Origin of the sequence: Kitasatospora sp. NPDC092039 (genome assembly GCF_044756065.1) — a bacterium.
Lineage (GTDB): Bacteria > Actinomycetota > Actinomycetes > Streptomycetales > Streptomycetaceae > Kitasatospora.
Map to the genome: position 1 here is coordinate 16898 of NZ_JBIVSD010000008.1, position 14696 is coordinate 31593.

Consider the following 14696-nt stretch of genomic DNA (forward strand, 5'->3'; position numbering starts at 1 on the left):
GGCCTCGACGGCCTCCGCCTTGGGCTTGCGGGTCCGGGTGCGGGTGGCCTTCTTCGCCGGAGCCGGGGCCTCGGCGGCCTCCTCGGCGGCCGGGGCGGCCGCCTCGACGGCGGCCTCGGCGGCCGGGGCAGCGGCCTCGACGGCCTCCGCCTTGGGCTTGCGGGTCCGGGTGCGGGTGGCCTTCTTCGCCGGAGCCGGGGCCTCGGCGGCCTCCTCGGCGGCCGGGGTGACCGCCTCGACGGCGGCCTTGACGACCGTCACGGCCTCGGCCACGACGGCCTCGGCGACCGGAGCCGCCTCGACCGCCGCCACGGCCTCGGCAGCGGCGGCACCGCCGCGCGAGCGGCGACGGCGACGGCGCGGCGCGGCCTCGCCCTCGGCACCCTCGACGGCCGGAGCCGCCACGGCGGCCTCGGTCACGGCGGCAGCGGCCTCGCCCTCGGCGCCGACCGCCGAGCCCCGACGGGTGCGGCGGCGCTCACGGGTGCGGCGCGGCTTCTGCTCCTCGGTCTCGGCCGCCGCGGCACCGGCGCCCGGACGGCCGGAGCCGCCCTGACCGCCCTGGCCACCGCGACCACCGCGACCGCCGGCGCGGCCCGAACGGGCGCCGCGTCCACCGGTCTCGCCGAGGTCCTCGACCTCCTCCGCGTTGAGCCCGGCGCGGGTCCGCTCCGAGCGCGGCAGGACGCCCTTGGTGCCCGGCGCGATCTTCAGCAGCTCGTACAGGTGCGCCGAGGTGGAGTAGGTCTCCTCCGGGTCGTTGAACGGCAGGTCCAGCGCCTTGTTGATCAGCTGCCAGCGCGGGATGTCGTCCCAGTCGACCAGGGTGACGGCGGTGCCCGAGGCGCCGGCCCGGCCGGTGCGGCCGATCCGGTGCAGGTAGGTCTTCTCGTCCTCGGGGCACTGGTAGTTGATGACGTGGGTGACGCCCTCGACGTCGATGCCGCGGGCGGCCACGTCGGTGCAGACCAGCACGTCGACCTTGCCGTTGCGGAAGGCCCGCAGGGCCTGCTCGCGGGCGCCCTGGCCGAGGTCGCCGTGGACCGCGCCGGCGGCGAAGCCGCGCTGGGTCAGCTGGTCGGAGACGTCGGCGGCGGTGCGCTTGGTGCGGCAGAAGATCATCGCCAGCCCGCGGCCGTCGGCCTGGAGGATGCGCGAGACCATCTCGACCTTGTCCAGCGAGTGCGCACGGAAGATGTGCTGCTCGGTGTTGGCGACGGTCGTGCCGGTGTCGTCCGGGGCGGTGGCCCGGATGTGGGTCGGCTGGCTCATGTACCGGCGGGCGAGGTTGATGACCTGGCCCGGCATGGTGGCCGAGAACAGCAGGGTCTGCCGCTTGGCGGGCAGCATGGTGATGATCTTCTCGACGTCGGGCAGGAAGCCCAGGTCGAGCATCTCGTCGGCCTCGTCCAGGACCAGCGCGCGGACCTTGGACAGGTTCAGCTTCTTCTGCCCGGCCAGGTCGAGCAGCCGGCCCGGGGTGCCGACCACGATGTCGACGCCCTTGGTGAGCGCCTCCACCTGCGGTTCGTACGCCCGGCCGCCGTAGACGGCGAGGACGCGCACGTCGCGGACCTTGCCCGCGGTCTGGAGGTCGTTGGTGACCTGGGTGCAGAGCTCGCGGGTCGGGACGACGATCAGCGCCTGCGGGGCCTCGGAGAGCTGCTCCTCGGTGGCCCGGCCGGCGTCCACGTCGGCGCGCACGACGACCCGCTCGATCAGCGGGAGGCCGAAGCCGAGGGTCTTGCCGGTGCCGGTCTTGGCCTGGCCGATGACGTCGTGGCCGGTCAGCGCGACCGGGAGGGTCATCTCCTGGATGGGGAAGGGGTGGACGATGCCGACGGCCTCGAGTGCCTCGGCGGTCTCCGGGAGGATCCCCAGGTCGCGGAAGGTCGTCTTGATGGGTTCAGCGGTGGTGGACAGGGTGCTGCCTCTTCCGTGTGGAGGGGCCGAGAGCGAGCGGCGGGCGGGCAACCGCGCGGCTGCCTACGGGCCTGGGCGGCCCTGATACAGCTGCGCGGACGCACAACCGCGCCGGTCCCTGCGGCCGGCCGGTGCGCGCTGCCCTGTGCGGGGCGCGTCGCCGGCGGCGTCGGGGAGAGTTCCCGTGAGGGACCTGCGCGGGACCTCCGCCTCGGGGCGTGGTCTCGGCGGCCCTCGCTCGGCCACTGATGCGGTGCCAAGGCTTGAAGTCCAAGCCATGGTCGGAGCCGATCGGCTCTCCGACCGGGCATCCGCGTACGTGAGTACCCGTGCCTCCGGCGCGGACACGTCCGGCTGGACGGTGACGCTACGGGGGTCCGCGCGGGGTACCGAGACGGCGGTGACACCATGCGAACACGACGGGCTCCGTACCACCATACAGTCAGGCGACGACTCGAACACGTGACGCGTCTGACATTGCCCCCGGCAACCGCCACCGGACCGCCCGGTCCGGCCGGTCACCGGGCGTGCCCGGTGCTGGGGCGCGGGGGCCGGCGGGACTAAGGTTGCGGGTCATGGAGACCCATGGTGAGACGCAGGACGGGGCGGCCGGCTCGATCGGGGACTGGGCCGCGTGCTCGGCCGACCCCGGGTACCGGGCGGCGGTGCTGGACCTGCTCGGCGCGCTCGCGTACGGCGAGCTGAGCGCCTTCGAGCGGCTCGCCGAGGACGCCAAGCTGGCGCCCGACCTCGCCGACAAGGCTGCGCTGGCCCGGATGGCGTCCGCCGAGTTCCAGCACTACCAGCGGCTGCACGACCGGCTCGCCGAGATCGGCGCCGACCCGCAGGAGGCGATGCGGCCGTTCGTCGAGCCGCTGGAGCTGTTCCACCGGATGACGGCGCCCTCCGACTGGCTGGAGGGCCTGGTCAAGGCCTACGTCGGCGACGCCATCGCGACCGACTTCTACCGCGAGGTGGCCGTCCGGCTGGACGACGACACCCGCGACCTGGTGCTGAGCGTGATGTCCGACACCGGTCACGCCGAGTTCGCCGTCGACAAGGTCCGCCAGGCCATCGGGGCCGACCCCCGGGCCGGCGGCCGGCTCGCCCTGTGGGGCCGGCGGCTGATGGGCGAGGCGCTCAGCCAGGCCCAGCGGGTGGTCGCCGAGCGCGACGCGCTGTCCAACCTGCTGGTCGGCGGCGTCCAGGTGCAGGGCTTCGACCTGGTCGAGGTCGGCAAGATGTTCAACCGGATCACCGAGGCGCACACCCGGCGGATGGCCGCCCTCGGCCTGGCCTCCTGACTCTCGCTCCCGGCGCTTCGGCCCGGCTGCCGGGAGGGCCTCAGGCCGCCCGGTGCCGCCGGGCGCGGTGGGCGCCCGACCGGTGCGGGTGGTGCCGGTGCGCCGGGGCGCGCCCGGCGGCGAGGTCCGGCCGGGCCAGCAGCGAGGTGAGCACGCCCGCGGCCACCGCCGCGGCCGCCACGGACACCGCCGGCTGGCGCCCCTCCACGGTGAAGTGCGCGACCACCCCGCCGACCATGGCCGCCGCCAGCGCGGTGCCCAGGACCAGGGCCCGGGCGGCCCGGAAGTACGCGGGCAGGGCCAGCAGGGCGGCACCGGCCGTGACCAGGCCGACGAGGGCGAAGGCGATCGACTCGACCAGCAAGACTGCCTCCCGGGGGAACGGGCGTGCGGCACCGGCGCCGCACCCCTCGCCGTACCCCGCCCCACCCGGCCCTACACGCGACGGTGCCCCGCTCCCTCGCGGGAACGGGGCACCGGACGATCCGTGCGGCGGGCGCCTCAGGTGGTGCCGAAGCCGACTTTGCGGGCGGCCTGCTCGCCGATCTCCACGTACGCCAGGCGCTCGGCCGGGACGATGATGCGGCGGCCGTGCTCGTCGGACAGCGCGAAGATCTTCTCCGAGCCCTCCAGCGCCTTGGCGACCGCGCTCTGGACCTCATCGGCAGTCTGCGAGCTCTCGATCACGATCTCGCGAGGCGCGTTCTGCACGCCGATCTTGACCTCCACGGCTTCCGTCCCTCCGGGGTTGCAGCCTCCATGCACGGGCACCGGACCGCCTGGGACAAGCGTTCGCGGCGACCGTGCCGTACGGCTTCACCATAGAGCACCGGATCCCCGGCCAGGCGAAGGTCGGCGGATCAGCCCTGGTGGGCGGCGCCCTCGCCGGACTGCTCGCCCGGGTGCATCGGGAAGCCCTTCAGGCCGCGCCAGGACAGGCTGGCGACCAGCCGCACCGCCTCGTCGCGGGGGATCTCCAGGCCCTGCGAGAGCCAGTACCGGGCTGTGATCTGGGCCAGGCCGCAGACCCCGGCGGCGAGCAGCTTGGACTCCGCCTCGGGCAGGTCGGTGTCCTCCTGGATCACCTTGCTGACCAGCGTCGCGCTCGCCTCGGAGGCCCGCTCGACCCGCTCGCGCACGGCCGGCTCGTTGGTCAGGTCCGACTCGAAGACCAGTCGGAAGGCGCCGGACTCGCTGGAGACGTAGTTGAAGTACGCCTCCATGGTGTTGGCCACCCGCTGCTTGTTGTCGTTCGTGGTCGACAGCGCCTCGCGGGTCGACTCGACCAGGGCGTCGCAGTGCTTGTCCAACAGCGCCAGGTAGAGCTCCAGCTTCCCGGGGAAGTGCTGGTAGAGCACCGGCTTGCTCACCCCGGCGCGGTCGGCGATGTCGTCCATGGCGGCCGCGTGGTAGCCCTGCGCGACGAACACCTCCTGGGCGGCACCGAGCAGTTGTTCACGGCGGGCGCTTCGCGGCAGGCGGGCACCGCGCGGGCGCTCCTGCGCCTCCTGGATGGCCGTCACGGCGCTCCTCACTTCGGGGTCTGTTCGCTGCTGGCAAGAGAGCCGATTCTACTTTTCGGTAACCGCGCCCGCGTTCGGCGAAGGCGAGAAAAGACGATCGGCCTGGTTGTCAGGAGCCCACAATACGGCGCTGACCTCGGCCTCGGCAGTGGTGCGACGGAGGCGGCCGACGGCCGGACCACCCCGGGGGTCTCCGGCCGGGGCTCACTACCATCGTCCACCATGAGCAGCGCTGAGCAGCAGGTACGTACGGTCGAGGTCCCCGGCGCGGTGCTCGCGGTGCACCGCCCCGCCGCCGACGGCGCCCCCGGCGGGCGCGAGCCCGGGCTCTTCGTACACGGCCTCGGCGGCTCGGCCGCCAACTGGCAGGCCCTGATGGACCGGCTCTCCGGGCAGATCGACGGCGAGGCCGTGGACCTGCCCGGCTTCGGCCGCTCGCACCCGCCCGCCGACGGCAACCTCACCGTCTCCGGCCACGTCCGCGCGGTGATCGGCTACCTGGAGGCGGCCGGCCGCGGCCCGGTCCACCTGTTCGGCAACTCCCTGGGCGGCGCCGTCGCCGTCCGGCTGGCGGCCCTGCGCCCGGACCTGGTGCGCAGCCTCACGCTGGTCTCCCCGGCCCTGCCCGAGCTGCCCCCGCAGCGCTCGGCCTGGCCGACCGGCCTGCTCGCGGTGCCCGGGGTGCCCGCGGTGCTGCGCCGCCTGTCGGCGGGCGGGCGCGACGCCGAGGCGGCCACCGAGGACCTGCTGCGGCTGGTCTACGGCGACCCGGGCGCCCTGAGCCCGGCGGCCCGGGCCCAGGCGGTGGCCGACTACCGGCGCCGGCTGGAGGTGCCGCACGCGATGCAGGCGCTGGTCGGCTCGGCCCGCGGCATCGTCTCGGCGTACACCGAGCGCGGCGACCAGGCGCTGTGGCGGCAGGCCGAGCAGGTCGCGGCGCCGGTGCTGCTGGTGTACGGGCTGCGCGACAAGCTGGTCTCCTACCGTTCGGCCCGCCGCGCCTGCGCGGCCTTCGCGGACGCCCGGCTGCTGGTGCTGCCGGAGTCCGGGCACGTGGCGATGATGGAGCACCCCGACCAGGTCGCCCGGGCGGTGCGGGAGCTGATCGCGCGCGCCACGGGCTGAGCACGCACCGCGGGCCGATTGCGCGCCGTCGCCCGAAGACGCGCCGCGGGGGCTCAGGGCGCGCCGGGGCCGGACCGACCGCGCGCCCGGGCGGGCCGCGCGGGCGGCCGCGCATACCGCCCGGTAACGCCCCGGCCGGGGCCGAGGTCACGGCGGTTCACTCGATCAGGTGGCAGGCAGGCATGTGACCGATGGATCGGCCCGGGCCGGTCCTACCTTTCTGCTGTCGGACCGAACAGGTGTGGGGGAGTCGCGGCCGCCGGAGGGACCGGAGGGCGGCCGCGGCCGAGGGGTCCCGGCGGGTCGGGCCCGACCGCCGGAGCGGGCGGGTGCCCGGGGGAACGGAGCGCGGCGCGTCCGCGACCGGGCCGCCGGCGGGCCGCCCGCAGGCACCGCGGCGCCGGCCCGGGCGACCGGCCCCTCCCCCGACCGTCCCCGCCGCCGTGCGGGCCGCACCGGGCGACCGCCCGGGCCGCCCGGAAACCCGTCGATCCGTCCGCGATCCCGCCCAGCGAAACCGCTCTGCCCTGGAGGTCTCCCGTGCGCGTTGCCCTGCTCACCGAGGGTGCCCGTCCGCATTCCCAGCGTGGCGCCGGAGGCTGGTGCGAGCGGCTGGCCGCGGGCCTGCCGGAGCACGCGTTCGAGCGGTACCTGCTGACCGGCCGGGAAGCCCCGGACGGCGCCGCGGACCGGCCGTCGCCCCTCTGGCACGGCACCCACGAGCTGGCGCTGTGGGGACGCCGGCCGGGTGGCCGGGCCCCGGGCGCGGTGCGCAGACGCCGGTACGCCGGGGCGTACGAACGACTGGTGCGGGCGCTGGTGCTGCCGGGGGAGAGAGCCGGCTTCGGACCCGGGCTGTACCGGCTGGCGGCGCTCGCCCGGGAGGACGGCGCGCTGCCCGCCTTCCTGGCCTCCGCGCACGCCCGCCGACTGCTGGAACGGATCTGGCGGCTGCCCGGCGCGGACACCTCCGCCGGGCAGCCGCTGGTCCGCGACGTGCTGGTCGCGGCGGACCTGCTGGAGCAGTGCCTGCGCCCACTGTCCGCGCCCTGGTACGGCACCGGCCCCGGCGGCCTGGGCGCGGTCGACCTGTGCCACGTGGTCGGCGGCGGCCCGGCCGCACTGCCCGCCCTGGTGGCCCGGCACCTGCACGGAGTGCCGTTCGTGGTCACCGAGCACGGCCCGCACCTGCGCGAGCAGTACCTCGTCCGGCCGCTCCGAGCCGAAGGGCGCGCCGGTGCCGAAAGGGTGGGCCCCTGCTGCCCGGTGGCGGGCAAGGAGGGCGAGCGGCACGTGAGGGACGAGCACCGGAACGACGACCGTCGGCGCCGGGTCCGAGCGCCCGGAGGCGAGTGGGCGAGTCACGAGGCGCCGTACCGCTGGCCGGTGCGCGCCCTGCTGCTGTCCTTCTTCCGGGCGCTCACCGGGGAGACCTACCGGCAGGCCGCGGTACTCACCCCCGGCAGCGCCCACGACCAGCGGTGGCAGCACCGCTGCGGCGCCGACCCGGCTCGCACCCGGGTGGTGCACGAGGGCACGCCGGCGGTGGACCGCCCGGCCGCCGGGCCCGAGCCCGCGGCACCGACCCTGGTGTGGGCGGGCGCGCTGGAGCCGGGCCGGGACCCGGAACTCGCGCTGCACGCCTTCGCCCGGGTCCGCGCCGACCTGCCCGACGCCCGGCTGGTGGTGTACGGCGAGGAGACGGCGCCCGGCTACCGGGCGCACTGCGCGGCGGTGGCCGAACGGCTGGGGGCGGCTCCGGCGGTGGAGTTCGCCGGGCGGCCCGGCTCGCTCGCCGAGGCCTGGGAGACGGGCACCGTGGCGGTCTTCTCGGGGCGCTCCCAGCGCAGCGCCCGGCTGCTCGTGGACGCCATGCTCAGCGGCCGGGCGGTGGTCTCCACCGACGTCGGGGTGGCCCGCGAGGCGGTCGGGCCGACCGGACTGCTGGTGCCCGCCCGCGATCCGCGCGCCCTGGCCGGCGCCTGCCTCGCACTGCTGCGCGACGAGGAACGGCGGGCCAGGCTCGGGCTGGCCGGGCGGCTGCGCGCGCAGGAACGCTTCGCCGTGGAGCCGGTGATCGACGCCTTCCGGGAGATCTACCTGGAGCTGGTCTCGCGGTACCCGGCGTTCCCCGGCGCCGAGGACGGCCCCGCGCCGCGTCCGTTCGCCCGACCCGCCGAGTACTGGCTGGCCGACGGCCCGCGCGGCGGCGGCACCCCGCGGGACGGGAACGCGCAGGACACGAGCCCGGGGGCGGACGGCGTGCGGGAGCCGGCCGGGCGGCCGGCCGAACTCGCGGAGGCCGTCTGATGTCCGGCGACACCCTGCTCGGCGCCGGCGCGGACCCGGTGCGCGAGGTGATGGCGGAGCACCGCGAGCTGTGCGAGCGCGCCGTCGACCCGCTGGAGATCGCCGCCGGACTGGAGGAGGCCGGGCTCGGCCCGGACACCGCCGCCCGCTGCCGGCACGCCGACCTGTTCGCGCTGGCCGAGGAGCTGTACGCCCGGGTGCCCCGCCGCCCGCCGCCGCCCGGGCCCGCGGAGCCGCCGCCGCGCGGGGCCGCCGCCCGGGCCGCCCTGACCGCCGCCGCGCTGGCCGTGCTGCCCTGCACCGGGGTGGCCGCGCTCGGTCCGCGCTGGCCGGTGCTGCTGTCCGCCGCCGTCCCGCTGGTGCTGCTGCCCGCGCTGACCGCGCCGCCTCCACCGCCGTGCGCCGGGCCGGTCCGCCCGCCGGCCGCGCCGGGGCCCGCCCTGGGGCCGCCGCCCGAGCCCGCGCCGCGCCCCGGTTCCCGGCTGCGGCCGGCGGCGCTGGGCCACGGGCTGGGCCTGGCCGCGCTGCTGCTGCTCCCGTCGGCCGCGCCGGGCGGGGACCGCCCGCCGGCCGTCGCGCTGGTGCTGGCGGCGGCGGTGTCGGCCGGGTCGGCCGAGCGGGCGGCCCGCTGGTACCGGCAGGTCGGCCGCGGCCACCTGGGCGTGGCCGGCACCCTGGCCGAGTTCCGGGCCCGGATGCGGCCGGTGCTCCCGGTCGCGCTGGCCCTGCACCTGGCGGTGCTCGGGGCGCTGAGCTTCGCCGCGCTGGCCGTACTGGCCGTGGTCGCGCCGCGCCCGGGGCCGGGCCACGGCGGCGGGCTGCTGCACTTGGCGGCCGAGCGGGCCGGCCCCGCCCAGTGGGCGGTGCAGGGCGTGCTGGGCCTGCTGCTGGTCCTGCCGGTGCTGCTGGCGCGGTGCGGCCGGACGGCGGCCGCCGCGGCGGGGGCGTCGGCCGGGGCCGCCGCGGTGCTCGGGCCGCTGGCCCTGGGGCGCTCCGCCCCGGAGGCCTGGCTGCTCGGCGGCGGCACCGTCGCGGTGGCGCTGCTGGCGTACGCCGGGGCGGTGCTCGGCCGGGCCGGCTCGCACCGCTGAGCGCCGCCTGCCGAGCCGCCCCCCCGAGACGGCTCCGCCCGTCCACCCCGTCGATCCACCCCGGGATCCGCCGTGTGATCCCCGCTTTCGTCCCGTTCGTTGAACTCAGTCCGCCAGGTCGTCCCGAGCTGGCTTCGTGGAAGGACACCCCCGATGAGGGTGCTGCTGCTGGGCGCCGACGGCTTCATCGGCCGCCGGGTCACCGATCGTCTGCTGATGGACCAGGAGTTGCAGGTGACGGTGCTCGGCCGGCGCGACTCGGCCGACATCCGCTTCGACCTGACCACCGGGAGCCCGGGCGCGCTGGCCCGCTTCCTGGACGCGGTCGCGCCGCAGGTGGTGATCAACTGCGCGGGCGCCACCTACGGCAGCTCGCGCACCCTGATCCGGGCGAACACGCTGGCCGTCGCGACCGTCTGCGAGGCCATCCGGCGCAGCCGGGAGCCGGCCCGGCTGGTGCACGTCGGCTCGGCCGCCGAGTACGGGCCGGTGCCCGGCGGGGTGCCGGTGTCCGAGCAGGCCGAGCCCCGGCCGGTCGGCCCGTACGGGGTGTCCAAGCTGGCCGGGACGGAGCTGGTGCTGGCCTCCGGGCTGGACGCGGCGGTGCTGCGGGTGTTCGACGTGGTGGGCCCGGGGGCGCCGACCGCCTCGCTGTTCGGGCGGCTGGCCGAGGGCCTGCGGCGGGCGCTGGAGCGGGACGAGCACCAGGTGCGGATGCCGGACCTGTCCGGATACCGGGATTTCGTGGACGTGCGGGACGTCGCGCGGGCCATCCAGGCGGCCGCGGTGTCGGCCGCCACCGGGGTGGTCAACATCGGCAGCGGGCACGCCGTCCGGGCCCGGGACGCGGCCCAGCTGCTGGTGCGGGCCTCGGGCTTCGAGGGGCAGATCGTCGAGGAGAACCGGCAGGTCCTGCTGCCCGCGCAGGCCGCCGGGGCGGGCGGCGACCACCTGCCCGGCCACCACCTGCCCGGGCACCGTCCGGAGGGGCACCGCCCGGAGGGCAGGCCGGTGCCGGGCGAGCCGGTGCCCTGGCGGCAGGCGGACGTGCGCACCGCCCGGGACCGTCTCGGATGGCGGACGCAGGTGCCGCTGGAGGAGTCGCTCGGCGACGTCTGGCTGGAGACGGCCTGCCGGGTGTGAGCGCGCCGCGCAGTGCCCCGGGCCCGTCAACCACGGGCTCGGGGCGCCTTCTGGGCCCCCGTCGCCGGTTCCACGATCCGGCGCGGCCCGTCTCGCCCATCGGACGAGCTGTCTCGGAATAGCGAGGGGACGTGACACTGTTGGCCTAGAGAGCCACCCGCGTGGCGGAGCAACAACCCCACACCGAGGTTGGCCCTGGCCATCCGAACAAGACCCATCGGAGTCCCCGTGTCGTTGCCACCCCTGGTCGAGCCGGCCGACGAGCTCACCGTTGACGAGGTCCGCCGGTACTCCCGCCACCTGATCATCCCGGACGTGGGCATGGCGGGCCAGAAGCGGCTGAAGAACGCCAAGGTGCTGTGCGTCGGCGCCGGGGGCCTCGGCTCGCCGGCCCTGCTCTACCTGGCCGCCGCCGGTGTCGGCACGCTGGGGATCGTCGAGTTCGACGTGGTCGACGAGTCGAACCTGCAGCGCCAGGTGATCCACGGCCAGTCGGACATCGGCCGCTCCAAGGCGGAGTCGGCCCGCGACTCGGTCAAGGAGATCAACCCGTACGTGGACGTGGTGCTGCACGAGGAGCGCCTCGACAACTCCAACGTCATGGAGATCTTCTCCGGCTACGACCTGATCGTGGACGGCACCGACAACTTCGCCACCCGCTACCTGGTGAACGACGCAGCGGTGCTGCTCGGCAAGCCGTACGTGTGGGGCTCGATCTACCGCTTCGACGGCCAGGCCAGCGTCTTCTGGGCCGAGCACGGCCCCTGCTACCGCTGCCTCTACCCGGAGGCGCCGCCGCCGGGCATGGTCCCCTCCTGCGCCGAGGGCGGCGTGCTGGGCGTGCTGTGCGCGTCCATCGGCTCGATCCAGGTCAACGAGGCGATCAAGCTGCTGGCCGGCATCGGGGACCCGCTGGTCGGCCGGCTGATGATCTACGACGCCCTGGAGATGAACTACCGCCAGGTGAAGGTCCGCAAGGACCCGAACTGCGCCGTCTGCGGTGAGAACCCGACGGTCACCGAGCTGATCGACTACGAGGCCTTCTGCGGCGTCGTGTCGGAGGAGGCGCAGGCCGCCGCCGCCGGTTCGACCGTCACCTCGCAGCAGCTCAAGCAGTGGCAGGACGACAAGGAGGACATCTACCTCATCGACGTCCGCGAGCCCGGCGAGTACGAGATCGTCAACATCCCCGGCGCGGTGCTGATCCCCAAGAACGAGTTCCTGATGGGCGACGCGCTGGAGAAGCTGCCGCAGGACCGGAAGATCGTGCTGCACTGCAAGTCGGGCGTGCGCTCGGCCGAGGTGCTGGCCGTGGTGAAGGCCGCCGGCTTCAGCAACGCCGTGCACCTGGGCGGCGGCGTGCTCGGCTGGGTGAACCAGATCGAGCCGCACAAGCCGGTCTACTGACCGACGCTCCCCGCGGAAACGGGAAGGGCCCGCCGACCGGCGGGCCCTTCCCGTTTCCGCGGGGAGGCGCGGGCAGGCGCGGGAGGCTCAGGAGGACGGGGGCCGGCTCAGAGGGCGTTCCTGCGCTGGAGCACGTTGTAGGAGATCCAGCCGGGCAGCACCGGCAGCCAGAAGGTCAGCGCCCGGTAGAGGAAGACCGCCGGGGTGGCGATCGTGGGGGAGACGTCCGCGACGGTCAGGGCGCCGATCAGGGCGACCTCGACCGGGCCGATGCCGCCGGGCGTGGGGATCGCCGAGCCGGCCGCGTTGGCGGTCAGGAAGACCACCGCGACGGCCGAGAAGCTGACGTCGCCGCCGAAGGCCTGCACCGAGAAGTCCAGGCAGGCGGTGAAGGAGAGGGTCAGCAGCAGGATGCCGCCGAAGCCGGTGACCAGCTTGCTGGGCGTCTGCATCAGGTCGAGCATCCGCGGCACCACGCCGAAGAACAGCGAGCGCAGCCGGCCCAGGACGAACCGGCGCAGCGGCGCGACGGCGGCCACCACCAGGGCGAGCACGGCGGCGGTCAGCACACCGATGATCACCGCGCGGGAGGCGGAGAGGTCCCCGTTGGTCTGGCTGCCGGTGATCAGGCCGAAGCTGAACAGCAGCAGCAGGTGCCCGGCCAGGCCCGCCAGCTGGGAGGCGCCGACCGAGGCCACCGCCTGGCCGGAACGGATGCCGGCCTTCTGCAGGTAGCGGGTGTTGAGCGCGATGCCGCCGATCGCGGCGGGGGCGACCAGCTTGACGAAGGAGCCGGCCAGCTGGGCGGCGACGGTGCGCCGGAACGGCAGCCGCTCCGGGACGAAGCCGGTCAGGCTCATCGCGGCGGCGACGTAGCTGAAGGCGGCGGCGAGCAGCGCGGCCGCGGCCCAGGCCCAGTTCATCTGGGAGAGCTTCAGCTGGGCCGGCTTGATGGTGGTCAGGGCCAGGTAGGCGGCGAAGGTGAGCGCGATCACCATGATCAGGCTCTTCGGCTTCAGCCGTTCCAGCTTGGCCGGGGCCATCGGGGCCTCGGGGGCGATCTGGAGGATCTGGCCGCGGATGCGGCTCAGCAGGTCCTCGCCGGCCGCCGCGATGTCCTCCTCGGCCTGCTGCTGGGTGCGCTCGCCGGCCGCGACCTGCTCCAGCGCCCGGGCGCGCGCGGCGGCCTTGCGCTCCTTGGTGAGCTTGGCGAGGTCGACCCGGGTGGAGCGGCTCATGCCGACCGGCTGGAGCAGCGGCAGCGCCTGGGCCACCCGCTCGGCGCCGAGCACCGCGTTGGCGGTGGCGACGGCGCGCTCCGGGCCGATCCGCAGCGCGAAGGTGGTGAGCAGCTGGGCGACGTCGATCCGCAGGGTCAGGTCGGTGGCGGCGATGTCGCCGCCGGACAGGTTGACCAGGCAGCCGGTCCGCTCGTCCACCACCAGCAGCGACTCGCCGGTGAGCCGGCGGTGGGCGATCCGGCGCTCGTGCAGGGCGGCCACCGACTGCCAGATCGAGGCCATGACCGGGTCGGTGACCTCCTCGTCGGCCAGCTCGTCCAGGGTGCGGCCCTCGACGTTCTCGTACACCAGGATCGCGGCGTCCGGGCCGAGCTCGGAGGTGGCGACCAGCTGCGGTGCGCAGGCGCCCGAGGCGGCCGCCGCGTACGCGATCAGGGCCTCCTGCTCCAGCGCCTGGCGCAGCGACTGGGGGCTGCGGCGCACCGCGACCGAGCGCAGCCGCAGCCGCCGCCAGGCCCGGTAGAAGAAGCCGGAGGCCTGCTGCTCGCGGTCGATGATGTGCACGTCCAGCGGGGGGCCGCCCTGCTGGGTGACGTGGTAGCGGCGGGTGCCGCCGGGGGCGTCGGGGGCGCGCACGGCGCCGGCCGGGGTGAAGCCGACCTTGCGCAGGCCGATCATCAGGTGCTGGCCGGTGGGCCGGATGTTGGGGGAGCCGATCGCGTACAGCGTGCCGTAGGCGACGGACCAGCCGATCAGCACGGTGAGCATCAGCGACAGCGGGGTGGTGTAGCCGCCGAGCAGCTCGGTGACCCCGCTGAAGACCACCACCACCCACAGGGCGACCCGCCAGCGCGGCCGGCTCGACATGCCGACGGCGGTCATGTAGGCGATCACCGGGGCGAGGTAGCCGTGCACCGGGTCGGTGAGGGTGCCGTTGCTGTCCATCGGCAGCCGGGTCAGCGCGTCCCGGATGTGCTCGGAGGCGCCTTCGGCCACCCACCAGTCGATGCCGAGCGAGACGCCGTACGCCAGCACCGAGGCGAGCACGCCGTCGGCGACCCGCAGGCCGTCGCGTTTGATCAGCCGCTCGACGGCGAAGGCCAGCGGCACGGCGAGCACCGCGACGCTGGAGACCAGGCCGGTGAGGGTGGAGAACACCGCGGAGAAGTGCGGTGCGTTGGAGGCGATGTCCTGCTCGATGCCGGTGGTGGTCGAGGTGGCGATGCCGGCCAGCACGAAGACGGCGACTATCCCGAGGACGCCGGCCAGGAAGCGGATCAGGTCGGACGGGCGGTGCGCGCGGGCGGCGAGCAGCGGCTCGTCGACGTCCAGGTGCGGGGCGTCGTCCAGTGCGTCGTGGTCGCCGGACGGGGCGGCGGGGGCCGCCGGCTCCGCCGCCGGGGGTGCGGGGGTCTTGATCGTCCGGTCCTTGATCAGGGAGACTTCCGGCGTCGGCCCCGGTTCGGGCCGCCCTTCGCTCCCGCTCCCGGGCGCCGACGGCACGGCCGCAGCGGACTCGTCGGAGTCCTTGTCCACGCCCACGTCAGCCGTCCCGGTCATCTGGTCTTGTCCTCGTATCACCACTCACCGCCCCGGAAGATGGTGGCATGCCCCGGCCCCCCGTGCGGG

Annotated in this window: 11 protein-coding genes; 6 read left to right on the top strand and 5 right to left on the bottom strand. The window is 75.5% G+C overall.

The window, feature by feature from the left end; translation table 11 throughout:
* Positions 1 to 1809, bottom strand: a 1809-nt coding sequence (locus tag ACIQI7_RS17505; RefSeq protein ID WP_401110546.1) for a DEAD/DEAH box helicase, incomplete at its 3' end; no start/stop codon positions are given.
* Positions 1810 to 2498: 689 nt separating this feature from the next.
* Between ACIQI7_RS17505 and ACIQI7_RS17510 the strand changes: the two genes are divergently transcribed.
* Positions 2499 to 3227, top strand: a complete 729-nt coding sequence (locus tag ACIQI7_RS17510) for a ferritin-like fold-containing protein (RefSeq protein WP_401110548.1) — start codon at positions 2499 to 2501, stop codon at positions 3225 to 3227.
* Between the two features lie 40 nt (positions 3228 to 3267).
* Here ACIQI7_RS17510 and ACIQI7_RS17515 read toward each other — a convergent pair whose 3' ends face one another.
* The 3 genes from ACIQI7_RS17515 to ACIQI7_RS17525 form a co-directional block, all read right to left on the bottom strand.
* Positions 3268 to 3591 (bottom strand): hypothetical protein, encoded by a 324-nt coding sequence (locus ACIQI7_RS17515; RefSeq protein WP_401110550.1) that lies wholly within the window; start codon positions 3589 to 3591, stop codon positions 3268 to 3270.
* 137 nt (positions 3592 to 3728) lie between these two features.
* Positions 3729 to 3956, bottom strand: coding sequence for a DUF3107 domain-containing protein (locus tag ACIQI7_RS17520; protein ID WP_401110553.1), 228 nt, complete (start codon positions 3954 to 3956; stop codon positions 3729 to 3731).
* Positions 3957 to 4087: 131 nt separating this feature from the next.
* Positions 4088 to 4750, bottom strand: coding sequence for a TetR/AcrR family transcriptional regulator (locus tag ACIQI7_RS17525; protein ID WP_387749949.1), 663 nt, complete (start codon positions 4748 to 4750; stop codon positions 4088 to 4090).
* Positions 4751 to 4972: 222 nt separating this feature from the next.
* Here ACIQI7_RS17525 and ACIQI7_RS17530 point away from each other — a divergent pair, with 222 nt between their 5' ends.
* From ACIQI7_RS17530 to moeZ, 5 genes are all read left to right on the top strand, one after another.
* On the top strand, positions 4973 to 5875 hold the full coding sequence (locus tag ACIQI7_RS17530; RefSeq protein WP_401110556.1) for an alpha/beta fold hydrolase: 903 nt from the start codon (positions 4973 to 4975) through the stop codon (positions 5873 to 5875).
* Between the two features lie 540 nt (positions 5876 to 6415).
* On the top strand, positions 6416 to 8185 hold the full coding sequence (locus tag ACIQI7_RS17535; protein ID WP_401110558.1) for a DUF3492 domain-containing protein: 1770 nt from the start codon (positions 6416 to 6418) through the stop codon (positions 8183 to 8185).
* Positions 8185 to 9276, top strand: coding sequence for a hypothetical protein (locus ACIQI7_RS17540; protein ID WP_401110559.1), 1092 nt, complete (start codon positions 8185 to 8187; stop codon positions 9274 to 9276). The genes ACIQI7_RS17535 and ACIQI7_RS17540 overlap by 1 nt, the downstream gene beginning before the upstream one ends.
* Positions 9277 to 9429: 153 nt before the next feature.
* A complete protein-coding gene (locus ACIQI7_RS17545; protein WP_401110562.1) occupies positions 9430 to 10419 on the top strand; it encodes an NAD-dependent epimerase/dehydratase family protein in 990 nt (329 codons plus the stop codon).
* A gap of 228 nt (positions 10420 to 10647) precedes the next feature.
* Positions 10648 to 11826: an adenylyltransferase/sulfurtransferase MoeZ gene (gene moeZ / locus ACIQI7_RS17550; RefSeq protein ID WP_401110565.1), complete on the top strand. Its 1179-nt coding sequence runs from the start codon at positions 10648 to 10650 to the stop codon at positions 11824 to 11826.
* A 107-nt stretch (positions 11827 to 11933) separates the two neighbouring features.
* Here the strand turns inward: moeZ and ACIQI7_RS17555 are convergent, their stop codons facing one another.
* Positions 11934 to 14627: a flippase-like domain-containing protein gene (locus ACIQI7_RS17555; RefSeq protein WP_401110568.1), complete on the bottom strand. Its 2694-nt coding sequence runs from the start codon at positions 14625 to 14627 to the stop codon at positions 11934 to 11936.
* Positions 14628 to 14696: the final 69 nt, after the last annotated feature.

Bases quoted from the DNA above. Each gene is read 5' to 3' on its own strand.
- ACIQI7_RS17540 (WP_401110559.1), top strand. From the start codon at position 8,185: ATGTCCGGCGACACCCTGCTCGGCGCCGGCGCGGACCCGGTGCGCGAG.
- ACIQI7_RS17555 (WP_401110568.1), bottom strand. From the start codon at position 14,627: ATGACCGGGACGGCTGACGTGGGCGTGGACAAGGACTCCGACGAGTCC.
- ACIQI7_RS17545 (WP_401110562.1), top strand. From the start codon at position 9,430: ATGAGGGTGCTGCTGCTGGGCGCCGACGGCTTCATCGGCCGCCGGGTC.
- ACIQI7_RS17510 (WP_401110548.1), top strand. From the start codon at position 2,499: ATGGAGACCCATGGTGAGACGCAGGACGGGGCGGCCGGCTCGATCGGG.
- ACIQI7_RS17530 (WP_401110556.1), top strand. From the start codon at position 4,973: ATGAGCAGCGCTGAGCAGCAGGTACGTACGGTCGAGGTCCCCGGCGCG.